Origin of the sequence: Janthinobacterium sp. DSP2-3-3, assembly GCF_049897325.1 — a bacterium.
GTDB lineage: Bacteria > Pseudomonadota > Gammaproteobacteria > Burkholderiales > Burkholderiaceae_D > Janthinobacterium.
The window spans coordinates 298,256-321,281 of sequence record NZ_JAFCWA010000006.1; the positions used below are offsets into that span (position 1 = coordinate 298,256).

The 23,026-nt window shown below is 61.2% G+C and carries 17 protein-coding genes and 1 pseudogene; 14 read left to right on the forward strand and 4 right to left on the reverse strand.

From position 1 onward, the window contains the following. Window positions 1-50: 50 nt before the first annotated feature. The 9 genes and pseudogenes from ACP7DE_RS14745 (at window position 51) to ACP7DE_RS14785 (ending at window position 11,189) form a co-directional block, all read left to right on the forward strand. Window positions 51-1,121, forward strand: coding sequence for a glycosyltransferase family 4 protein (locus ACP7DE_RS14745; RefSeq protein WP_426072797.1), 1,071 nt, complete (start codon window positions 51-53; stop codon window positions 1,119-1,121). Continuing rightward, complete coding sequence (locus ACP7DE_RS14750) at window positions 1,118-3,115, forward strand: alginate lyase family protein (RefSeq protein ID WP_426072798.1); 1,998 nt, start codon at window positions 1,118-1,120, stop codon at window positions 3,113-3,115. The genes ACP7DE_RS14745 and ACP7DE_RS14750 overlap by 4 nt, the downstream gene beginning before the upstream one ends. An 11-nt stretch (window positions 3,116-3,126) precedes the next feature. Next, window positions 3,127-4,437, forward strand: a complete 1,311-nt coding sequence (locus ACP7DE_RS14755; RefSeq protein ID WP_426072799.1) for a nucleotide sugar dehydrogenase — start codon at window positions 3,127-3,129, stop codon at window positions 4,435-4,437. Next, window positions 4,418-5,683, forward strand: coding sequence for a glycosyltransferase family 4 protein (locus tag ACP7DE_RS14760; protein WP_426072800.1), 1,266 nt, complete (start codon window positions 4,418-4,420; stop codon window positions 5,681-5,683). Before ACP7DE_RS14755 ends, ACP7DE_RS14760 begins: the two co-directional genes overlap by 20 nt. A gap of 109 nt (window positions 5,684-5,792) precedes the next feature. Beyond that, window positions 5,793-7,247, forward strand: a complete 1,455-nt coding sequence (locus tag ACP7DE_RS14765) for a mannose-1-phosphate guanylyltransferase/mannose-6-phosphate isomerase (RefSeq protein WP_426072801.1) — start codon at window positions 5,793-5,795, stop codon at window positions 7,245-7,247. 179 nt (window positions 7,248-7,426) lie between these two features. Next, window positions 7,427-7,984, forward strand: a complete 558-nt coding sequence (locus ACP7DE_RS14770; protein ID WP_426072802.1) for an FxDxF family PEP-CTERM protein — start codon at window positions 7,427-7,429, stop codon at window positions 7,982-7,984. Between the two features lie 84 nt (window positions 7,985-8,068). Further along, the gene (locus tag ACP7DE_RS14775; RefSeq protein WP_426072803.1) at window positions 8,069-8,647 is read left to right on the forward strand and encodes an FxDxF family PEP-CTERM protein; all 579 of its coding nucleotides are present in this window, start codon (window positions 8,069-8,071) and stop codon (window positions 8,645-8,647) included. Between the two features lie 134 nt (window positions 8,648-8,781). Beyond that, window positions 8,782-9,813, forward strand: a complete 1,032-nt coding sequence (locus ACP7DE_RS14780) for a TIGR03790 family protein (protein ID WP_426072859.1) — start codon at window positions 8,782-8,784, stop codon at window positions 9,811-9,813. A 171-nt stretch (window positions 9,814-9,984) separates the two neighbouring features. Then, window positions 9,985-11,189: pseudogene (locus ACP7DE_RS14785) on the forward strand (ISL3 family transposase). Window positions 11,190-11,199: 10 nt separating this feature from the next. Here ACP7DE_RS14785 and ACP7DE_RS14790 read toward each other — a convergent pair. Further along, window positions 11,200-11,922 carry a PEP-CTERM sorting domain-containing protein gene (locus ACP7DE_RS14790; protein WP_426072804.1) on the reverse strand — a complete coding sequence of 241 codons (723 nt, stop codon included), beginning with the start codon at window positions 11,920-11,922 and terminating at the stop codon, window positions 11,200-11,202. A gap of 455 nt (window positions 11,923-12,377) precedes the next feature. Between ACP7DE_RS14790 and ACP7DE_RS14795 the strand changes: the two genes are divergently transcribed. The 4 genes from ACP7DE_RS14795 to ACP7DE_RS14810 all read left to right on the forward strand — a co-directional run bounded on the left by ACP7DE_RS14795 (window position 12,378) and on the right by ACP7DE_RS14810 (window position 17,591). Then, window positions 12,378-15,371: an ExeM/NucH family extracellular endonuclease gene (locus tag ACP7DE_RS14795; protein ID WP_426072805.1), complete on the forward strand. Its 2,994-nt coding sequence runs from the start codon at window positions 12,378-12,380 to the stop codon at window positions 15,369-15,371. A 10-nt stretch (window positions 15,372-15,381) separates the two neighbouring features. Next, the gene (locus ACP7DE_RS14800) at window positions 15,382-16,020 is read left to right on the forward strand and encodes an NF038129 family PEP-CTERM protein (RefSeq protein WP_426072806.1); all 639 of its coding nucleotides are present in this window, start codon (window positions 15,382-15,384) and stop codon (window positions 16,018-16,020) included. A 186-nt stretch (window positions 16,021-16,206) separates the two neighbouring features. Beyond that, window positions 16,207-16,923 carry a winged helix-turn-helix domain-containing protein gene (locus ACP7DE_RS14805; RefSeq protein ID WP_426072807.1) on the forward strand — a complete coding sequence of 239 codons (717 nt, stop codon included), beginning with the start codon at window positions 16,207-16,209 and terminating at the stop codon, window positions 16,921-16,923. Then, complete coding sequence (locus tag ACP7DE_RS14810) at window positions 16,920-17,591, forward strand: LuxR C-terminal-related transcriptional regulator (RefSeq protein ID WP_426072808.1); 672 nt, start codon at window positions 16,920-16,922, stop codon at window positions 17,589-17,591. The genes ACP7DE_RS14805 and ACP7DE_RS14810 overlap by 4 nt, the downstream gene beginning before the upstream one ends. On the opposite strand, the gene ACP7DE_RS14815 is transcribed toward ACP7DE_RS14810, so the two are convergent. From ACP7DE_RS14815 to ACP7DE_RS14825, 3 genes are all read right to left on the reverse strand, one after another. Further along, the gene (locus tag ACP7DE_RS14815) at window positions 17,588-18,013 is read right to left on the reverse strand and encodes a protease inhibitor I9 family protein (protein ID WP_426072809.1); all 426 of its coding nucleotides are present in this window, start codon (window positions 18,011-18,013) and stop codon (window positions 17,588-17,590) included. The genes ACP7DE_RS14810 and ACP7DE_RS14815 overlap by 4 nt on opposite strands. 115 nt (window positions 18,014-18,128) lie before the next feature. Next, complete coding sequence (locus tag ACP7DE_RS14820; protein ID WP_426072810.1) at window positions 18,129-21,281, reverse strand: S8 family peptidase; 3,153 nt, start codon at window positions 21,279-21,281, stop codon at window positions 18,129-18,131. A 43-nt stretch (window positions 21,282-21,324) separates the two neighbouring features. After that, on the reverse strand, window positions 21,325-22,083 hold the full coding sequence (locus ACP7DE_RS14825) for an NF038120 family PEP-CTERM protein (RefSeq protein ID WP_426072811.1): 759 nt from the start codon (window positions 22,081-22,083) through the stop codon (window positions 21,325-21,327). Window positions 22,084-22,547: 464 nt separating this feature from the next. Here ACP7DE_RS14825 and gspG point away from each other — a divergent pair, with 464 nt between their 5' ends. Continuing rightward, complete coding sequence (gspG, locus tag ACP7DE_RS14830) at window positions 22,548-22,991, forward strand: type II secretion system major pseudopilin GspG (RefSeq protein WP_426072812.1); 444 nt, start codon at window positions 22,548-22,550, stop codon at window positions 22,989-22,991. Window positions 22,992-23,026: the final 35 nt, after the last annotated feature.

The following is a 23,026-nucleotide window of genomic DNA, read 5'->3' on the forward strand; positions in this document are numbered from 1 at the left end:
GCGGTAGGGCCCCACCGGCTGGCGGACAATGATAAATTACCGGATTCGACATGAAAAAAATTCTGATGGTCGGCACCAGCCTGAACACCATGGGCGGCATTGCTGCCGTGGCGCGCGTCTACGAGAGCGCGGGCCTGTTCGAGCGCTATCGCGTGCATTACCTGGCCACGCATTGTGATGGCGGGCCCGTGGCCAAGCTGCGCATCATGTTCTGCGCCTATGCGCGCTTCCTGGGCATGCTGCTGACCGGACAGGTAGGCCTGATTCACGTGCATGTCGCCTCGCACGCGAGCTTCTGGCGCAAGTCGGGCTTTTTCCTGCTTGCCTTCCTGTGCCGCGTTCCCAGCATCCTGCACTTGCATGGCGGCGGCTTTGCCGCTTTTTATGAGCGGCAGTGCGGTCCGTTGCGGCGCGCGTATATCCGCTACATTTTCAATCATGCGTCGCGCGTGCTGGTACTGTCGAGCGGCTGGCAGGCCTGGGTGCGCGGCATGAGCCGCAATCCGCATGTCGAGATCATGTTCAATCCGATGTCGTTGCCGCCTATTGTCACACCATGGTCTGCACGGCAAGCTGGAAGCGTGTTGTTCCTGGGTAAACTAGGTCAGGCAAAGGGCGTATATGACCTGCTGCAGGCATGCGCCGAACTGACGCAACGTTGTCCATCGCTGCACCTGGCGTTAGGTGGAGATGGCGACCGTAGCGCCGTGCAGCAACAAGCCGATGCGCTGGGGGTGGCGCGGCACGTCGACTTGCTGGGCTGGGTACAAGGCGAGCAAAAGACGCGCCTGCTCAATAGTTGCCGCATCTACGTCTTGCCTTCGTATTTTGAAGGCTTGCCGATGAGCATACTGGAGGCGATGGCCTGTGGCGTGCCCGTGATTGCTACGGCGATCGGTGGCATTCCCGAGGCAATACAAGATGGGGTGGAGGGATATCTGCTCGCCCCCGGCGACGTCAATGGGCTTGCTGAGCGGATCGCACGCTTGCTGTCCGACGACGCGCTGGCGCAAAGAATGGGCGCCGCGGGGCGCAGCAAGGTGGAGCGTCAGTTTTCCACGGCGGCGGTCATGCCGCGCCTGGAGCAAATTTATAACGACTTGGGGTTGAGTGCTGTATGACATCGTTAGCATGGAAAATCAACCGCTTGAAATTGATGGGCGCGCCCGAAGTTGCCTGGCGCGTGCAGCAATTGCTGCAAAAAAAAGCCAGCAAACTTGGCATCGGCTTGCTGCGCCGCGTGCCTGCGCCGCAATTGACGCGTATGGGCCAGCCTTTCCTGGCTGGCGATGGCCGCGATACCGATAGCGTGGCCTTGCGCGCCGCAGCCGATGCCGTGCTGGCGGGCCGCTGGAATGTCTTCGCCTTGCTTGGTGCGGAACTGGGTTTCCCGCCGCAATGGAACCGCGATCCGAAAACAGGTACCGTGGCGCCGGTGACCCTGGGCAAACAGATCGATTACCGCAGCGAAAAAGTGGTTGGTGATATCAAATACTTGTGGGAACCGAACCGACACCTGGAACTGGTGGCGCTGGCGCAGGCATGGAAAGTGACGGGCGAGCAGCGCTACGCTGACGGTGCGCGTACTTTGCTGCAATCGTGGTTCGAGCAATGCCCGTATCCGATGGGCGTGCATTGGACCAGTTCACTTGAGCTGGCGCTGCGCCTGCTGAACTGGGCCTGCGCCTGGGAATTGCTGGGCGGCCTGGCGTCGCCGTTGTTTCAGGGCGAAGCGGGGCAGCGTTTCTTGCAGCAATGGCTCACCGCCATCTACCAGCATAGTCACTTTATTTCAGGTTATTTTTCGCGCCACTCGTCAGCGAACAACCATTTGTTTGGCGAATACATGGGCTTGTTTGTAGCCAGTACTGTGTGGCCTTGCTGGCCGGAAAGTACGAGATGGCAGGCGCTGGCGCGCAAGGGGCTGGAAGAGGAGGCGCTCAAGCAAAATACGCCAGATGGTGTGAACCGCGAGCAAGCCGTCTATTATCAGCATGAGGTGATGGACATGATGTTGCTGTGCCAGAGGATCGGTCAGGCCAACGGTGCGGGCTTTTCCACGGCGTACTTGCAGCGCCTGGAGCGCCTGGCTGAGTTCATCGCGGCGCTGATGGACGTGGACGGCAACGTGCCGATGACGGGTGATGCTGACGATGCGCAGATGGTGCGTCTGGCGCACGAGGATGGCTGGCATCGCTACCGCTCGCTGCTGGCCAGCTGCGCCGTGCTATTTGGCCGCGCCGACTTCAAGCGCAAGGCCAGCCATTTTGACGACAAGAACCGCTGGCTGTTCGGTGTGGCGGGCTTGCAACATTGGCAGGCGCTCAATGGCGGCTTGCCCGAGGCGCCCGTACTGGCCTTTCCCGAAGGCGGTTACTTTCTGCTGGGTAGTCATTTCGGCACGCCGGACGAGGTGCGCCTGGTGGCGGACTGCGCACCGCTCGGCTATCTTTCCATCGCTGCGCATGGACATGCCGATGCGCTGGCATTTACCCTCTCGGTGGGTGGCGAGGAGTTGCTGATCGATCCCGGTACCTATGCCTATCACACGCAAAAAAAATGGCGTGACTACTTTCGCAGCACGCCCGCGCATAACACGATAGCCGTCGATGGCCTGGACCAGTCTGAAATCGGTGGCAATTTCATGTGGCTGAAAAAAGCCAACGCGCGCATGATTGCTCATGAAACGAATTCCGAAGTGCAAGTTTTTGAGGGCGAACACGATGGCTATGGCCGCCTTGCCGATCCCGTGCTGCACCGGCGTCGTATCGAGTTCAACTTTAATAATAAATGCATTGTTGTAAAAGACATATTACAATGTACAAATGTACATGATATTGCCGTGCATTGGCAGTTCGGCGAGAGCTGTGATGTGAGCCTGGTAGATGGGCAAGTGCAGGTGCGGGGGCAACGTAATGGCTTGCGCATGATGTGCACGCACGGTATCCCGGAGGTGTTGTGCGGTAGCGACACCCCGCCCGGTGGCTGGATATCGCGTCGCTTCGACGAGAAATTGCCCATTGCCAGCGTTGCCTGGCGCGTGCAGGTGCATGGCACAACTGAAATCGTGACGCGAATCGAGCTGATGCCGTTTGCGTCGCCAGCTAATTATTGAGGGAGCATATTTTGAAAATCAGTATTTTTGGCCTCGGCTATGTGGGTGCAGTATCGGCCGGTTGCCTGGCAACGGATGGACATGAAGTGATCGGTGTCGATCCGAACAGGACCAAGGTGGAACTGATTAACCAGGGCACCACGCCCATCATCGAAAAAGATATCGGCGAGATGATCGCCGCCACCGTGAAGAGCGGCCACTTGCGCGCCACCTTCGACGTGCGCGACGCCGTCTTTGGCTCGGACATGTCGCTCATCTGCGTGGGCACGCCTTCTCAGCTGAATGGCAATCTGGACCTGAGCCACGTGCGCAAGGTGTGCCAGGAAATCGGCGCCGCCATCGCCGAGAAGGACAGCTTCCACGTCGTTGTGGCGCGCTCGACCATGCTGCCCGGCTCCATGCGTTCGCTGGTCATTCCTACGCTGGAAGCGGCCTCGGGCAAGGTGGCCGGCGTTGATTTCGGCGTGTGCAACAATCCGGAATTCCTGCGCGAAGGCACGGCCGTCTACGATTACTACCATCCGCCGAAGACGGTCATCGGCGAATCCGATGAAAAGGCCGGCGCGCTGCTGGTGCAGTTGTATGAAAAGATGGATGCGCCGCTGGTGCGCACGGACGTCGAGACGGCCGAGATGGTCAAGTACACCGACAACACCTGGCACGCAGTGAAAGTGGCGTTCGCCAATGAAATCGGCAATATCTGCAAGGCCGTCGGCATCGATGGCCACAAGGTGATGGAAATTTTCTGCCAGGACACCAAGCTGAACCTGTCGCCCTACTACATGAAGCCGGGCTTTGCCTTTGGCGGCTCCTGCCTGCCGAAAGACGTGCGTGCGCTGACCTACAAGGCGCGCAGCCTTGACCTCGATTTGCCTTTGCTCAACTCCATCCTGCCGTCGAACCAGCGGCAAGTGGAAAAGGGCATCAAGATGATCGTTGACAAGGGCGCGCGCAAGGTGGGCATCCTGGGCTTCTCGTTCAAGGCAGGCACGGACGACTTGCGCGAGTCGCCGCTGGTCGATGTGATCGAGTATCTGCTGGGCAAGGGTTACGAGCTGAAACTGTACGACAAGAACGTCAACCTGGCCGCCCTGACAGGCGCCAACCAGGATTACATCCTCAACCACATTCCGCACATTTCCAAGCTGATGGTGACGAACATGCAGGACGTGCTCGATTTTGCCGACACCATCGTCATCGGCAATGGCGCGGCCGAATTCAAGACCGTGCCCGCCAGCCTGCAGCCGCACCAGCACATCGTCGACCTGGTGCGCATCAGCAAGGAACAAAGTGGAGAGCAATATGACGGCATCTGCTGGTAACAAGGTGGCAGGTGCGCCACGCCGCGTGCTGATCCTGGTGGAAAACTTGCCGTCGCCGTTCGACCGGCGCGTCTGGCAGGAAGCGACTACCCTGCATGCGAATGGTTACGAAGTGTCGATCATCTGTCCCACGGGCAAAGGTTACGAATCGCGCTACGAAGCCATCGACGGCATCCATATCTACCGCTACCACCTGCCGCTGGAAGCGGAAGGGGCCAAGGGCTATCTGGTGGAATATTCGCTGGCGCTGTTCCACACTTTCCGCCTGGCGTGGAAAGTGCATTTCGCGCGCGGTTTCGACGTCATCCACGCCTGCAATCCGCCCGATCTGCTGTTCCTCATCGGCGGCTTCTTCAAGTTGACGATGGGCAAGCGTTTCCTGTTCGACCACCATGACATCAATCCGGAGCTGTACGAAGCGAAGTTTGGCCGGCGCGATTTCTTTTATAAACTGATGGTGCTGTTCGAACGCTGGTCGTTCCAGAGCGCCGACGTGTCGATCGCCACCAACGAGTCGTACAAGAAGATCGCCATCGAGCGGGGCGGCATGAAGCCCGAGGATGTCTACGTGGTGCGTAGCGGACCCAAGCTGGACCGTTTGCGCGTGCTGCCGCCCGTGCCGGCACTCAAGAAGGGCCGCGCCTACCTGGTCGGCTACGTGGGCGTGATGGGCGCGCAGGAAGGCATCGACCTGCTGCTGCAGGCGGCGCAATACATCGTGCAGACCTTGCAGCGCGAGGACGTGCACTTCGGCCTGGTGGGCGGCGGCACCTCGCTCGAACAGATGAAGCAGATGGCGCAGGACATGGGCATCTCCGACTACGTGACCTTTACGGGACGCGTGCCGGACCAGCAATTGCTGGAAATGCTCAACACCTCGGACGTGTGCGTGAACCCGGACGTGGCGAACGAGATGAACGATAAGTCGACCATGAACAAGATCATGGAATACATGGCCCTGGGCAAGCCTATCGTGCAGTTCGACTTGGTCGAGGGCAAGGTTTCCGCACAGCAGGCATCGCTGTATGCCTTGAAGAACGACCCCATCGACATGGCGCGCAAGATCGTCGAATTGCTGGACGATCCGGCCCGCCGCGAGCAGATGGGGGCGTTCGGTCGTCATCGCGTGATCAATGAGCTGGAGTGGGAATATGAAGCGCCCAAGCTGCTGGCCGCGTATGCGCGCCTGTTTCCCGCTGCCGCGCCCGCCGCGCCGGTGACCTTGAGCAAGGATGGCGGCGGATAGCGCCGTACAACCGCGCCGTGCGCGGCGTGCTGGGCGGCCTGCGGATCGCCTGAAGGATTATAGTGTCGAGCGTGCATGCTCCTCAATAAACTGTTTGTGAAGTGAAGCCATGAAAATTTACCCAGTTATCCTGTCCGGCGGTTCGGGCACCCGTTTATGGCCGCTGTCGCGCGCCGTGCTGCCCAAGCAACTGTTGCCGCTGGTAACGGACAAGACCATGCTGCAGGAAACGGCGCTGCGCGTGACCAGCCTGTCCAACCGCCGTGCCGGCGATAGCGGACTGGCCGGTTTCGACGTCATGCCGCCGCTGGTGGTGTGCGGCAATGAGCACCGCTTCATGGTGGCCGAGCAACTGCGCGAGATCGGCTTGCCGCCGCTGGGCATCTTGCTTGAACCGGTGGGGCGCAACACGGCGCCGGCCGTGGCCGTGGCCGCGCACTACCTGCTGGCCATCGACCCGCAGGCGCTGATGCTGGTCTTGCCGGCCGACCATGTCATTACCGATGTGGCCGCGTTTCACCAGGCCATCGCCCAGGCGGCGCTGCTGGCGGCCGATGGCGCGCTGGCCACCTTCGGCATCGTGCCGACGGCGCCGGAAACTGGCTATGGCTACATTCGCAGCGGCGCGCCCGTGAGCCCGGATGCTGTGGGCTGCAAGGTCGAGCGTTTCGTGGAAAAGCCGGACCTGGCCACGGCGCAGTCGTTTCTGGCCGCCGGTAATTATTTCTGGAACAGCGGCATGTTCCTGTTCCGCGCCGAACGCTTTCTGGGTGAGCTGGGGCAATTCCAGCCGGCCATGCTGGCCGCCAGCGAGGCGGCCGTGCGCGACGGTTACCGCGACCTCGATTTCTGCCGCCTGGAAGAGAAAGCCTTCGCCGCCTGCCCGTCCGATTCGATCGACTATGCCGTCATGGAGCATACGGCGCATGCGGTGGTGCTGCCGGCCGCCATCGGCTGGAGCGATGTCGGTTCCTGGTCGGCCCTGTGGGAAGTGCAGCAGGGGGACGCCAACGGCAACGTGGTGCGCGGCGACGTGTATCTCGATGGCGTGAGCAATTGCCTGGTGCGCGCCGAACGCCGCATGGTGGCCATGCTGGGCGTGCAGGATCTGATCGTGGTGGAAACGGACGACGCCATCCTGGTGGCGCACAAGGACCAGGTGCAGCGCGTCAAACAAGTGGTCGATCACTTGAAGCAGGCGGGGCGCAGCGAACACGTGCAGCACCGCAAGGTGTACCGCCCGTGGGGCAGCTATGAAGGCATCGATATCGGCGAGCGCTTCCAGGTCAAGCGTATCACGGTCAATCCGGGCGGCAAGCTGTCCTTGCAGATGCACCACCACCGCGCCGAGCACTGGGTGGTGGTCAGCGGCACGGCCAGCGTCACCTGCGGTGAGAAGGTGACCTTGCTGACGGAAAACGAATCGACCTACATCCCCATCGGCATGACGCACCGGCTGGAAAACCCGGGTAAGTTGCCGCTGCACCTGATTGAAGTGCAGTCGGGCAGCTACTTGGGAGAAGACGACATCGTGCGCCTTGAAGATGTCTACCAGCGCGCCTGATGTGCGGTTTCACGATATCCGCACAGTGAAACTATTGGCTTCAAGAATGATGCTATAAAGTAACTTTTTATTGAACAATAGTTAACACAAAGAATTGCTTTATGCTATGATTCTGCCTGGTTTGATCAGATAACTCATGTGGATGCAAGCGCATCCACAATCACGCTCGGTGGAATCGCATGAAGAAAAATACGTATTCGGTGCTGGCTGCGCTGGCCTTTGCCAGCTCAGCTTTGTTCGCGCAGGCAGCCTTTGCCGCGCCCGTCGACATCAGCTCCACGCCTGGCGCCGTCAATCTGGCAGCGGGCGGTTCGCTGACCTTCGGCGACAAGTTTAAAAATAATCAAAAAAGCAATTTTTTCAATGACCTGTTTGCATTTAACGTGAGCAAGGCCAACGACCTGAGTGTGGTGCTTTCTGCGCGCAGCAGCAGTGCGAAGAATGGCCTGAACCTGACGGGTTTTGGCTTGTACAGCAGCGTCGGCAATACCTTGCTGCTGGGCGGTGATCAACTACTGACCGGCATCGATGACAAATGGACCCTGTCGTATGCGAATCTGGCGGCCGGTTCCTATTATTTGAAAGTCAGCGGCAACGTGGTGTCGAATACGGGCGCGGCTTTCAGTGCGAACGGTAGTCTGGTATCGGCCGTGCCTGAGCCAGGTACGTATGCGATGTTGCTGGCGGGCTTGGGCCTGCTGGGCTTCATGGCACGTCGTCGCCAGAAGGCGGCTTGAGCCTGGCCTGGCTGATTGGTATCCTCGTTTGCGTTTCCATCCCGCAACTGGCATGAGCCAGTTGCAGTTATCTTGGTGAAAAGTATGAAAAAATTCCTGAAATCCCTGTTTGTGGCCGCCATGTTTGCCGGCAGCAGCCTGGCAGCCCATGCTGCGCCGGTTGACATCAGTCACGCGACGGTGGATCTGACGCAAGACTTGCTCGATTATTCCAGCAGCGAGCTGCTGGGCTCGTTTTCGCTGGCACCAGGCCAGCTGGCCGGCGCGGGCAATAACTTTTTCAGCGACAAATTCACGTTCAACGTGACGGGTTTTAACGACCTGAGCGCACTGGCGACGTCGCTCAAGCCGAGCGCCAACTCTGGCCTTACCCTGACCGGTTTCAGCCTGGGCAATGCCAGCGGCATTCTGTTTCATGGCGCCCTTGACCTGATCAACTTCTCGGCGCAAGACCAGGCATGGTCGCTGCAGTCCGGTTCCACGCCTTTGGCTGCTGGCAATTACTTCCTGCAAATTGACGGCTATGTGGCCTCGCCAACTGGCGGCAGCTATAGCGGCATCCTGGCTGTCACGCCGGTGCCTGAACCGGAAACCTACGGCATGCTGCTAGCAGGCCTGGGTTTGCTCGGTTTCATGGCACGCCGCCGCAAGCTGCAAGCCTGAAGATAAAAGATTCTGTACATGGTACGGAGGCTGCGGCCTCCGTTTTTTTTTGTCGCTGGCTAACGCGGGGCTATAATCGTCACACACAGTGGGTGGCTGCGGCATGGCTGCTTCGATCTTCCTCAACGACGATACTGACCTTGCATAAATCTCTCTTCCTTTCGCTGGCGCTGGCTGCCGGCATCGCACATGCCGACGCGCCCTCCATGCCGCCAGGATTGAATGCGCTGCAATTGGCTGTCGTGATTAATGACGCCGAACCGAACAGCATCGCGGTGGGCGAATATTACCGCCAGGCGCACGGTATTCCTCCTGCAAACGTTGTGCACGTGAATATCCCGAATCGCCCGCGCAAGCTCAGCGTGGATCAGTTCGCGCAGTTGAAGAAGCGTATCGATGCGCAATTGAAGCCCCATATCCAGGCCGTGCTGATGGTGTGGAGCGCGCCGTACGCGGTCGAATGCAATTCCATCACTTCCGCTTATACCCTGGGCTACGATGCGGGGCAATGCGCGAAGACGTGTGACGCCGGCAAGCCCAGTATCTATTTCAATAGCAATGTGCCGCAACCATTTACGCAGATGGGCATGCGCCTGTCCATGCTGTTGCCCATCGATTTCGTGGAAGAGGCCAAGGCCGTGGTGGATCGTGGGACAGTCAGCGGTTTTTCCGTGCCCGCCGCCAGCGCGTATTATCTGACCACCAGCGAAAATGCGCGCAACAGCCGTGCCGCCTTTTTTCCGCCTGCCGGGATCGTGCGCCAGCGCAAGCTGACGGTCAAGAACCTGAAGGCCGATGTACTCGATGGCGCGCAGGACATCATGGTTTACCAGACCGGCATGGCCAAGGTCGCCAAGCTCGACACCTTGCGCTTCCTGCCTGGCGCCCTGGCCGATCATCTGACATCGTTTGGTGGCGATCTGCAGGGGACGGCGCAAATGAGCAGCCAGCGCTGGCTGGAGGCGGGCGCCACGGCCAGCTATGGCACCGTCAGCGAGCCGTGCAATTACTGGCAAAAGTTTCCCAATCCGACGGTGTTGTTGCGGCGCTACCTGACAGGTATGACGGCGCTGGAAGCGTATTGGGGTAGTGTGGCGTGGCCCGCGCAGGGATTGTTTATCGGCGATCCCTTGGCGGCGCCGTATGCAGCGCTCCGGCGTCGTTAGCATCATGTTGATGCAGGCATAAAAAAAGGTTCATCGCGGTTGGTGCGGGAAGACGGGCTTGACGTTTTTGCCGAAGAGGTGGCGGTGAGGGTTTTGAATTGGTAAATTAGTTGTCGCCAATCAAAACAATTTACCTTGCCACCTTCGCCGCCATGCTCAATGCTCACTGCTATGTTGTCCCTTCCATTCTGGGAAGGGCATGTTGTCGATTCCGTCGTTGAACTAGACGATGGTTCGCTGCAAATTACTCTCCACGCCGCTCCCGGCGCCGATGCGCTGTGCGGTTTCTGCCGCAAACCTTGCGTCTTGGTCCATGAGCGGCGCTGGCGTTGGCGTCGCGTGCGTGAGCGCGATATTTTAGACAGGCGAGTTTGGCTCAAGGTGCCGATCCGCCGCCTCGACTGTCATCATTGTGGGGCCCGGGTCGCTGAGCATATCGCCTGGCTGGAGCCCCGTTCGCGTATCACCCACCGTGTACGCACCTGGGTTGAGGCGTTGATGCAACTGCTGCCCATTGCGCATGTGGCCAAGCTGACCGGTCTGCATTGGCATACGATTAAGGCCATCGACCTGCAACGCCTCCAGCAATTACATGGTGAGTTCAAGGCACCAGAGGTCACGCGCCTTGTCATGGATGAATTCGCTCTGCACAAGAGGTCCGCTACGCCACGGTCATGCTGGACGCGCAACGCAGGCGCGTACTGTGGGTTGGCGAGGGGAATAGCCGGGCAGCGATCCGGCCCTTCTTCGAAGCACTGGGAGCGGAGGGCTGCAGCCGGATCGAAGCAGTGGCAATGGATATGAACACGGCCATGGATCTCGAGGTACGCCAGCAATGCCGTAACGCCGAAGTCGTCTACGACTTGTTCCATGTCGTGGCACGCTTCGGACGTGAGGTCGTCGACAGGGTCAGGGTGGATCAGGCCAATGCGTTACGCGCCGATCCCAAAGCCCGTCAGGTGATCAAGCGCAGCCGCTGGCTGCTGCTGCGCAATCGTGACAACTTGGACAACGAACGCGCCGTCGAACTGGACGAACTGCTCGCTGCGAACACCCCCTTGGCCACAGTCTACCTACTGAAGACCGAACTCAAGGAACTCTGGTATGCGCCGTCCGTTCGAGAAGGCGCACGCCGTTGGAAGCGCTGGCTAAGGCTGGCACTTGATAGCCAGATTACGCCGGTCATCCAGTTCACCAAACGACTACGCAAATACCTGCGTGGCATTTTGGCTTCGGCAATCTATCCGATGAATTCGTCCATCCTGGAGGACATCAACAACCGCATTAACGTCATCAAACGGATGGCCTACGGCTTCCGGGACTCAGCCTATTTCATCCTCAAAATCAATAATGCGTTCCCCGGTAAACCGCGATGAACCTTTTTTATTAGGTTTTAGCAGTGCGTTTTCGGCGTCCCATGAAGGTCACCATTCCCAGGCCGGCCAGCAGCATGGCATAGGTTTCCGGTTCAGGAACGGCCAGTACCGGCGGCAATATGGTGTTGGGAGTAATGCCACGGCCTTCGATGCCACCACCAGCACCACCGGAGCCAACGCCACCGCCGCCAGCTGCCGCGGGAAGGGCCGTGTCGGAGGACGTCAGCAGTGGCGCATACTGCTCCGGCATCGCCCGTCCCATACCACGATAGCCTTCGCCGCCGCTAAACGGTTCCAGTCTTTCCTGCGCAACAAAATCGCGCGTACCCGAACTATAGTTAAAACCATCTTGCTTGACGCCTCTTCCCAGGCCCTTGGTGCGAGTGCGGGAATCCGTATCGAACTGGCTCAAATCATGGCCGCGACTGTCGAAATGCGGCTTGCGCAATACTTGCGAAGATTCCTCACCACTGAAATCAGGCGTGGATCCTTTGCCGTCGTTGGTTCGCCAACCCATGCCGATGGCACCATTTGCCAAACGGCAAGCGCTATATGTGCTGTTCATGTCCGCCTCACTGGCATTGCCATTGGTGCCGGCATCGTTTGCTTCGCAGCGTTTGTGGTCCGCAGCGGCTGGAGCCGCTGTTTGCGCAGCCGCGGAACCTGCGCTCAATACCAGGGTGGCGGCAATGGCCAGCAGGGATAGGTGGAGGGAGGGGGTGAATTTTTTCATGGTTTGATCTCGCTAGGGTTTTTCATGCCGACAGGGCGCTGTGCGCTCCATGGTCTCGACGCAATAAAATTAGCAGTACATTCAAATAGCGCATCGAATTATGCGTGGCGCAGGGCGTGGACTGGGCCCTTTGCATAACTATTTACTGGCGTGTTGCTACTGACTGGGCAAGCTTTGCAAACTTGCAAGGAATAAAACTTATTTAATAGAAATATATCATATTTTTGAGCAATTTGCTGTTCTTGCTGAAGTTCGAAAGTCAAATGTTGTTGATTGGCTACTTGCATGAAGGATGAGAGGATGGACTTTTACTCCATTCGGCTTAATCAAATGTCATCAAGTCGTCATCCCATGCCTTTAATATGCAAATAACAAGTCTGAAATACTTTTGTTAATTGTGGCGCGCCGGCCGATCATGTGGGACCGGCGTCATTTATTTACCGACCGGGATTCTCATGCACACCTCGTTTTCCCCCTTGCGCACGCCGCTGCGCCTGACCGTCATGGCCACCCTGCTGGCCAGTCTCTCCGTGCCGGCTCTGGCTGCTTCCGATATCGTCATCAGCCAGGTATATGGCGGTGGCGGCAATAACGGCGCGTTGTATCGCAACGATTTCATCGAACTGTTCAACCGCGGCGCCAGCGCCGTGAACCTGAGCAATTGGAGCGTGCAATACGGCGCGGCCGGCGGAACGAGCTGGGCCGTCACGGCCTTGCCGGCTATCGATTTGCAACCTGGCCAGTATTTGCTGGTCCAGCAAGCCAAGGGTACGGGCGGCACGCTGGACTTGCCTGCGCCGGACGCCACGGGCGGCCTGACCATGTCGGGCACGACGGGCAAAGTGTTGCTGAGCAATAGTAAGACGGCGCAAGTGGGAGCGGCGCCAACGGGCACCGCCGTCGTCGACCTGGTCGGTTTCGGCACGGCCAACGGCTTCGAAGGCAGCGTAGCGCCCGCGCCGTCGAATACGGTATCGATCTTGCGCGCGAATGGCGGCTGCGGCGATACGGACGACAATGGCGCCGACTTTGCCAGCGGCAGCGTGACGCCGCGCAATACGGCTTCGCCGCTGAATGTCTGTGGCGGCCCCGTGGTGCACCAGATCATTACCAGCTGCCCGGCCAACCTGGCTTTGGCCGTAGGCAATGGCGGCAGCGCCGTGCTGCGCGCCGCCGATGTCGATGGCATGGTGAATTCCTCTACCTTGAGCTCGCCGGCCGTGGCCGGCATCAGCCTGGCCAATTTCAGCGCCGCCGGCGTTGCGGGCGAGAGCGCCAGCGTGAGCCTGCTGGTGGCTGCCGGCGTGCCGGTGGGTATTTATCCTGTCGTCGTGAACTTCAGCAACGACCAGCAGCAAAGTGCCAGCTGCAAGATCGATGTCGCCGTGCAAGGCCTGGCCGCCGTCAGCCACACGATTCCGCAAATCCAGGGAGCGGGCGCGGCTAGCCCGTACGCCAATTCCGTGCAAACGACGCAGGGCGTGGTGACGCTGAAAGTGGGCACCGGCTTCTTTATCCAGGATGCGGCCGGCGATGGCGATTCGTCCACGTCGGACGGTATTTTTGTGTACACGGGCGCGACGGCTACCACCGTGCAGCCGGGCGAGCTGGTGCGTGTGACGGGCACGGTGGTCGAATACACGCCCTCGGGCGCGAAAAATTCCTATACGGAATTGAAGGACGTGACGGCCATCCTCACGCAAAGCGCGGGCCACAGCATCGTGCCCACGAATGTGACCTTGCCGAACGACAAGCTGGCCGCCGTGGAAGGCATGCTGGTGCGCTTCACGCAACCGTTGACCGTGTCGCAAAACGCCTACCTGGGCGCGCGCGGCGAATTGAGCCTGTCGGCGGGACGGCGCGAAGTGCCGACCAACCGCCATCCGGCTAGCTCCGCCGAGGCGCAAGCCTTGATCGCCGCCAATGCGAACAACCTGATCGTGCTCGATGATGGCATCTTTGTTGCTCCGGCAACGATACCGTACATCGGCCAGGATAACACCGTGCGCAGCGGCGATACGCTGGCCGACCTGACGGGCGTGGTGGACTTTGGCGCCATCGGCGGTGGCGGGGCCGCATATAAATTGCAGCCGACGCAGACGCCGCAATTCTCGCGCGACAACCCGCGCATGGGCAGCCCGGAACTGCCATCAGGCAATGTCAAGGTAGCCAGCGCCAACGTGTTGAATTTCTTTACGACCTTTACTAATGGCAACAATATCTTTGGCCAGACGGGGCAGGGCTGCACCGTGGGCGCCTCGACCACCAAGTCGAACTGCCGCGGCGCCGACAACCTGGCCGAGTTCGTGCGCCAGCGCGACAAGATCGTGGCCGAGCTGAAAGCCATCGACGCCGACGTGGTGGGCTTGATGGAAATCCAGAACAATGGCGAGACGGCCGTCACTTACCTGGTCGAGCAGCTCAACGCTGCCATCGGCGGCGTCACGTATGCCGTGGTGCCGAAACCGGCCGCTACGGGCACGGACGCCATCCGCGTGGCCATGATCTACAAGCCATCCAAGCTGGGCCTGGTGGGCGGCGCCTTGTCGGACGCCAACGCCGTCAACAACCGTCCTCCCATGGCGCAAACTTTCCGCGCTGCCAATGGCGAGAAATTCTCGCTGGTCGTCAATCACTTGAAATCGAAGGGCAGTTGCCCGTCGAGCGGGCTGGACGCTGATCAGAACGATAGCCAGAGCTGCTGGAACGCCACCCGCGTACGGCAAGCCCAGCGCCTGGTGGGCAGCTTCGTGCCCCAGGTGGCGGCCGCTGCCGGCGACGCGGACGTGCTGGTCATCGGCGACCTCAATTCGTATGGCGCGGAAGATCCGATCCAGGTCATCACGGGCGCCGGCTTCGTCAATGAACTCGAGCGTTTCGTGCGGCCATCCGGCATGCCGTACTCGTACGTATTCGGCGGCCAGAGCGGCTACCTCGACCATGCGCTGGCCAGCGCTTCGCTGAGCCCGCAAGTAGCCGGCGTGGCCGAGTGGCATGTCAATGCGGACGAGCCGGAAGTGATCGACTACAACATCGACTCGGCCAAACCGCAAGACTTGTACAACGCCTTGCCCTATCGCGCCTCGGACCACGACCCCGTCGTCATCAGCCTGGACTTGCAACCCGCCTACCGCGACATCACGGCTGCCGTCTCGACTGCCAGCTCAGGCCTGACGTTCAACCGCGCGACGCAAAAGTACACGGGCACGTTCGCCTTCACGAACACGGGCACGGCGGCCATCAGCGGCCCGTTCCAGGTCGTGTTCGGCGGCTTGCCGGCCGGCGTGACCCTGGCCAATGCCACTGGCAGCCGTGCGGGCGCCGCGTATGTCACCGTCAACGCTGCCAGCCTGGCGCCTGGCGCGACAGCCTCGTTTGCCGTCAGTTTCACCAATCCGTCGAAAGTGACGATCAATTATTCCGCCAGCATCTTTGCCGGCAACTTCTAAGGATACGACCATGTTTGCACAGAACCTCAACCTGACCCTGCGCCGTGCCGTGCTGGCCGCCGTGCTCGCCGCCAGCAGCAGCCTGGCGCTGGCGGACCCGCTCGCCTACCGCGTGGAAATCGACACCAGCCAGTTTTCGGGCGCCGGTTTCCTCGATTTTGCCTTTATCGCCGGCAACAGTCCTGCACCTGGCGCCAGTGCCGTGCTCAGCAATTTCTCGGGCGCATTTGGCGCGCTGGCATCACAGGACGGCAACGTCAGTGGCAGCTTGCCCGGTACCTTGACCTTCGGCAATAGCGGCGCCTACAACGACTGGTTTCACAACGTGACCCTGGGCGGCAAATTCGGATTCAACGTTGTCTTTGGCGGCGACTTCCTGAACACGGCCGGCAACGCAGGCACGACGTTTGGCGTGGGCTTGCTCGACTACACCGGCACGGCTTACCTGGGCAATGCGAATGGCAACTTGCTGCAATTCGAACTGACCCCGCTCAACGGCGGCTTGCCCGCCAGCATTACGGGCAGCACCTACGCCAGCATAGCAACGATCTCGGCCGTGCCGGAAGCGTCGGAATGGATGATGCTGACGGGTGGCCTGGCGCTGATCGGTTTTGCCCTGCGCCGTCGCCAGCCTTTCACACGCGCATAGTCTTTCTAGCCAGGACACAGCGTGCCTGCGGGGCGCTGTGTTTTTTTTCGTCTATTTATTTGAAATAGCTATAAATCAGGAAACTAAATTGTATTAGCCAGCGTTTTACGCTTGATGCATATTAAAAAGTGTCGAGCAGTCTAGTTTTTCCTGGACTGCCGCCAACTTTTTTCCGGAGATGCATCGATGCCTGGCCATATCCTGGTGCTGGACCCTGCGCCCGTCATGCAGGCGTTGCTGGCGCATAACCTCGTGGGTGCGGGCTACCGGGTCAGTTGTGCCCTGGACGCGCGCGGTGCGCTGGCGCTGCTGGCGGCCGATCCGCCCGATGTGCTGCTGCTGGAGTGGGAGCTGCCGGATGCGTCCGGCATCGCACTGCTGCGCCAGCTGCGCCAGGATGAGGTGCTGTGCAACTTGCCCATCATCATGGTCAGTGCGCGCGACAGCGAGCAAGACAAGGTGCTGGCGCTGGAAAGCGGTGCCGACGATTATCTGTGTAAACCTGTCGGTCCCCGTGAAATGCTGGCCCGCGTGCATGCGTTGCTGCGCCGGCGCGCGCCAGCGGCCTTGCGCGCTGGCACGGCTGGCGCTAGCGCCTTGCGGCTCGATCCGCGCACCCAGCGCGTGACGGCCGGCAGCGTGCCCGTTAACCTGGGCCGCGTGGAATTCAAGCTGCTGCATTTTTTGATGGACCATCCGGACACGGTGCATAGCCGCGCGCAACTTCTGGACCAGGTGTGGGGTCACGCCGCCTATCTCGACGAGCGCACGGTCGACGCCCACGTGGGACGCTTGCGGCAGGCGCTGCAGCCAGGCGGCTGCGGCCACCGCATCGTAACCGTGCGCGGTAGCGGCTATCGCTACCTGGCAACCGATGCCACCGATACCGCCGTGTGCGCATGATGCTGCTGACGGGGCGGGAACAGGAATACCTGCTGCACGCCATACTTGGTGCGCATGGCATTGGCGTGCCCGGCGATTTCTTTCTGTGGAGCCAGGGGCCGTTGCAAACGCTGTTGCCGCACGACATATTAATGTGCGCGCAGCTGGGCGTCGACGGGGCCGTGCTGCGCAGCGAAGCGTGGCACAGTATCGTGCCTGATCACGCACAGCTGCGCCAGCGCCATGGACAGCTGGCGCGCCTGGTGCTGGCCTGGCGCGCGGGCGGGCGGCAGGCGGCCGTCATCGATAGCGTGCTGGTGCATGGCTGCGTGGGTGAGGCTGGTGGCAGCTTTTTTGCCCTCTTCTCCATGGGGGGCGTGGATGCAGCGCGCCAGGCCTACGCGCTGGAATTGCTGCTGCCGTATCTACATGTGTACTGGCTGGCGCTGCAAGGCAGCCAGCGTGCGCCCCTGGCCGGTCCGGGCGCCAGGCGCGCAGCCAGTGCGCGCGAACTGGAAGTGCTGCATTGGGTACGCGAGGGGAAGAGCAATGACGAGGTCGGGCAAATCCTCGGCATCAGCGGCGCCACCGTGAAAAGCCATTTGCAGCGCATTTACAAATTATTGGGCGTGAGCAACCGCATGCAGGCCGTGTCGCGCGGCATCGCGCTGCGCCTGCTCAGCCATTAGCGCTGGTCCTGCGGCCCGGCCTGCATCGTTTCATTGCCATTGCCGCCGACATCTTGCGTGTGTTCGACGGTGCCGAGCGACACCCTTGCCACGTCCGGGCTCGCTTGCAGGCGCGCCACTTCGGCTCGTGTCAGCATGGCGGCAAAACCGTTGAAGGTCACTGTGTAGCGGTACTGCACGGTAGCGTCCGGCACCAGCGCCAGCACGGCGCGCTGCTGCGCTTCCAACTGGGCCGTGTAGCGCCGCGTGGCGTCGCTGTTCGTATCGAGCCCATGCACGCCGTCCGCTTGCGAGGCCAGCGGTGGGGCGCGCAATTGCACCAGATAGGACAGTCGCGCCGCAGCGGCCTGCGCCGTGACAGGCCGTGCATGGATGCTGGCCATGCCGGCCAGGATGGCAATACTGAGGCGAAATGCGGACATGCAAGCTCCTTTGGCGCGTGGCGTATGCAAGCCGCCCATGCGCCGATTGTACGCGCCTCGCGCATAAAAAACGCGCCCCGCAGGGCGCGCCGTGTTACGGCTTGAAGCGATATCGTTACAGCTTGGCGTCCGCTCTCACGTTGCGCAGGCTGGGGACGGCCAACGGCAACGGGCTGTTGGTTTCCACCGACAGTACGGTGGTGGACGCCGCGGCGTTGTTGCCATCAAGGAAGACCACGCCGCCCAGGTAGCGCTTGCCCGTTTCCAGCCCCGACCAGCTGATGCCGGCCGTGGCGCTGCCGCCCACGTACACCTTGCCTGGCAGCGTGGCTTTCAGGTTGCCGCCCTTGTCGGCTGTGGTGACGACGGCCGACGACAGGCCGAAGCCGGTCGACGCGCCATTCGCCAGCTCGTAGCCGATCACGCACACCTTGTAGCTGCCTGCCGCCGGGGTGGTCACGGTGATAGCCTCGTTCGAGCCGGCCGTGGCCGAGGTGGCGACGGTCGCGCCAGCGCTGTTGAGTAGCAGCAAGTCGAGGTCATTGCCGGCGCCTTCGCTGGTATCGCGGTCGAAGGTTTCGAAGCGCGCCACCACCGTGTTGGCGGGAATGCTCACATTGACCACGCGCACGCCGCTGCCACCCGCCTTGCAGGCGGTGGCCATCTGCGCCAGCGTTTCCACGCTGCCCGGCGCGGCCTGGCTGATGGTTTGCGCGCTGCGGGCCACTTCCTTCAGGCCGCCCGTCGCCGCGCCGACCTTGCCGGCAAAGCCGGTGGACAAGGTCAGCGAACGCAAGCCGCTGACCTTGTCGGCCTGCAGCAATGCCGGCGACTGCACCGCGCGGCCCGAGCGGGCCGTGACGGGGCTGCGTACTGTGTGCACGCCGTCGCTCCACACGAGCGCGCCGTACTGCCAGGCGTTGTCCGGCGCCGTGGTGCGCGTCAGGGTCACGCTGAAGGACTTGGTTTCGCCCGCTGCCAGTACCAGGGTGGCAGGCGTCACCGCCACGCTGTAACCGCTGACCGAGGCGCTGGCCGTGTAGGTGGCGCTGCTGCTGCCCACATTGGTGACGCGGCGCGTCACCGTTTGCGTGCCCAGCACGTTGCCGATGGTGATGGACGGCACGTTCAGGTTGTAGCCGGCAATGGTGCCGCCCGCACATTCAGCTGTCATGCCGACGCCGCACATGTATTTCTTGTAGTCAGCCAGGCTGGCGTCATATACGAGGCCCGGATCGGTGGCTTTGTTCGGCGTCACGTGGCCGGCGCCCTGGCCCCATGGCAAGATGCCGCGCGCGTCGCCTGCCTGGATGTCGGGCAGGGTGGTGCTGCCGGTGGTCATCAGGGCCGATTTGATGGCGGCCGGGCTCCAGTCAGGATGCTGCTGGCGCAGCAGGGCGGCCAGGCCGGCCACATGCGGGCTGGCCATCGAGGTGCCTTGCAGGAAGATGTAGGCTTGCGCCGGCACCAGGCTGCCATCCTGCACGGCATCGCGCTGCGCGCGCGACAGGGCAGGCGAGCCGCCGGCCAGGATGTCCACGCCAGGCGCCGTGACGTCGGGCTTGAGCAGGTTGGCATCGAACAGGTTCGGGCCGCGCGACGAGAAGTCCGCCACCACGGGCGCGGCGGGGCCGTTGCCATTGGTGACGAAGCGCGAAATGGCCGCCGTGGCTACGCCAGTTTGTGCTTGGGCGTTGATCAGCGCGCCATCTGCAGCGCTCACGTGCACGGCCGGCAGCACGTGCGGGTCGGATACCAGGCCCACGCCCGTGTCAACCAACACCATGCCGGCACCGCCCGCTTGCAGCACGGCGACGCCCTTGTCGGTGCGCGCCGTGGTGCCGCGCAGGCAGCTGACGACCTTGCCTGCGACCTTGGCCGGATCCAGCAAGGCCACGCCGCCGTTGTCGCCGGCGCGGTAGCACAGTGCCAGTTTTTGCGCATCAGCGCCAGGCAGGCCCGCGTCTTGCGCGCGGATCAAGGTTGTTGCTGGCAGCGGGTTGTAGTTGAGCGAGGCACCCGTGTAGCTGGCGCCGTTGCCCAAGGTCACCTTGGCCTGGTTGGCGCGGTTGTGTGTCGAGGCTGCCACCGTGGTGATCCACGGGCTGACGTGGGCCACCGTATTCGCCGGTCCCGCGTTGCCGGCCGAAGCGGCAACGAAAACGCCGGCATTCGAGGCATGCAGGAAGGCTTGCTCGACCGGGTCGTTGACGCTGCCGCCACCGCTGATCGAGTAATTGATCACGTGTACGCCATCCTGCACGGCTTTTTCAATTGCCGCCACGCTGTCGCCGCCGTAGCAGCTGTTTTTCGCGCCGGTCGGCTGGGTGGCCAGGTTGTAGGACCAGCACACCTTGTAGACGGACAGGCGGGCGCGTGGCGCCACGCCGGAAATCGCGCCCAGCGGCGCGCCGCCTACGATGACTGGCACGCCCGCATTGCCGCCCGCGGTGGACGAGGTGTGCGTGCCGTGACCGCCTTCACCGCTGGGGTCGCCAACGGAGTCGCGCGGCGAGGTGAATTCGCTCCAGTGCTGGATCTTGTCGGTCTCGGTCAGGCGCACGGCGTTGAAGTATTGCGCGCCAAGCAGCTTGTTATTGCAGTGCTCTTGCGTAAAGCCTTCGCCCGCTTGGCAGCTGCCCTTCCAGGCGGCCGGCGCCGCGCCGTATGCCAGGGTAGCGTTGGGGTCGAAGGTCGGGGTGCCGTTGGCGTCGACCTTGTCCGCATACGACAGGTTTTCCGGCCACACACCGCCATCGACGATGCCGATGATGATGTCTTCGCCCGCATGCTGCTTGCCGCCCAGCTGGCTCCACAGGCCGCCCGGTTGGTCCAGGCCCAGGAAGGTTGGCGTGTAGTTCGTTTGCAGGGTGCGCGGTTCGTCTGGGGCGATGCTGGCCACTTCGCCGCTCGCTTGCAATTGGCGCACTTCGGCGTCGGTCAGCAGGGCGGAGAAACCGTTGAGGACGATCTTGTACTGGTATTGCACGGGCGCGGCGGCAACGAGCGCTTGTACCCGTGCCTGTTTCTGGTCAAGGTAGTCGCCGTACAGCTGCACTTGCGTGCTGGCCAGGTCGAGGCGGCCGCCGGCGGCAGGCTGGGTTGCGCCCAGGCCTTCCACCGCGCCGGTGTAGGAGGCGATCGGTTTGTCGGTCAGCTGCACGATGTAGGGACGGCGCAGGTCGTCGGCGTGGGCCTGGAAGCTCAGGCTGGCAAACAGGCTCAGCACGGCGAGCGAAATGGGGCGCAAGGCGGGACGGAATGTCATGTGGGGTTTCCTGGTGGCGGTAGCGGGAATCGAAAGGGGCAAATCAGGCTTGCTGGCGGCGGCGCGCCGCGAAACCGATGCCTGCCAGGCCCAGCAGCAGCATCGCGTAGGTCGATGGCTCAGGTACCGAGGCGACGATATTGTCGAGCGCAAACTGGCCCTTGTTGGTGCTGAAGGCGTTGCAACTGCCGGCCGTGTTGCAAGTGAAACCGAAGAAGGCCAGCGAGGCGAATTGCTGGCTACCGAAGCTGGCGCTGGTGTTGTAGTGCTGGAACTGGAAGTTGCCGCCGATGGGGCCGCCCAGCTGGTATGTTTCATACAGGGAAGACCCGTCAGCATAGAAGCCTTGCACGCGTAACAGTCCCGCCACCGCCGGATAGGTGATGCCCTGGGCGTAGCCGATGAAGCTGGCGTCGAAGCCTTGCAGGCTGACGCTGCCGCCCGGGTTCAGTGGATCGAGGTAGACGATGCCGTCGTTGAGCGAGGCATAGTAATTGCTCGTATTGTTGCTCGGGCACGCCATGCCGCAGGCGGCCGGATCCGTGCCGTCGAACACCGCGCCGACCAGATCGCCATAATTGGCGCCGGCGACATTCGACGCGCCCGTCAGCAGGAATTTTCCGATTTCCAGAGCGTCGCCATGGCCGACGAACTGGCTATCCAGATTATCAAAATTGATCACGTCCGCGATGGCGGCTGGGGCACAGACAGCGGACAGGGTCAGGATGGCGGCGCCAGTCAACTGCTTGGCGGAGAAGGGACTTGCTGCGAAAGCTGCCTTCGAATGCACAATACGAGTCATAAATTTTCCCTTGGTGATTATGTAGGATGCAATATGTTTTGCGTCTGGGTGCTCTTTCCTGCGTGGACGGCTGAGACCAATACGTAGAAAATTGATTTTTACTATAGCAAAAGAGGCAATTCCATTGTTTGATATTCTTGCAAATTTAATTTGAAAGTTACAAATAATGAATGAATAAAATTCATCACTCACTATGAATTGCTAACCAATAGTAGATAGTTTCCGCATTGAAAATAGTTGAGTAATTAACCAGTCAGCCAAGCGCGCGCGGCACGCCGGCCGTTTCGCGCACACTGGATGGTTTCCCATGAAATTTGTTGTTCACAGTACAAACAAAAGATTGTATTAACCATAAGCGGCATGGTAGGCTGATAAGCATCGGGCAAGCGCGTGTCGCCCGGGCATGGCCATCAGCCGCGCGCAGCGACGCAATGTATTGAAGGTAGGCAATAAGGAGTTAGCGGATGCATGCAGCACACAGGCAGAACCTTGCGGCAACGCGCCATGCGCGCGGCTTTACCTTGCTCGAACTGTTGGTCGTGATCGTGATCATCGGCTTGCTGGCGGCCTATGTCGGCCCCAAATATTTCGCCCAATTGGGCAAATCGGAAGTAACAGTGGCCAAGGCGCAGATCGAGGCGTTTGAAAAATCGCTCGACACCTACCGCCTCGACGTGGGGCGCTATCCCACCACGGAAGAGGGTTTGGCCGCGCTGCTGGCCGCGCCGCCTGCTGCCGGCACGCGCTGGAATGGTCCCTACCTGAAAAAAGCCGTGCCGCTCGACCCGTGGGGCCATGCCTATCAATACCGTGCTCCCGGCAGCAAGGGCGAATATGACATCGTCTCGATGGGCAAGGATGGCCAGCCAGGCGGTAGCGCCGAGAACGCCGACATCAGCTCGCAATAGCGCCACCGCCATTCTTTTTCCTACGGACAAGCCAT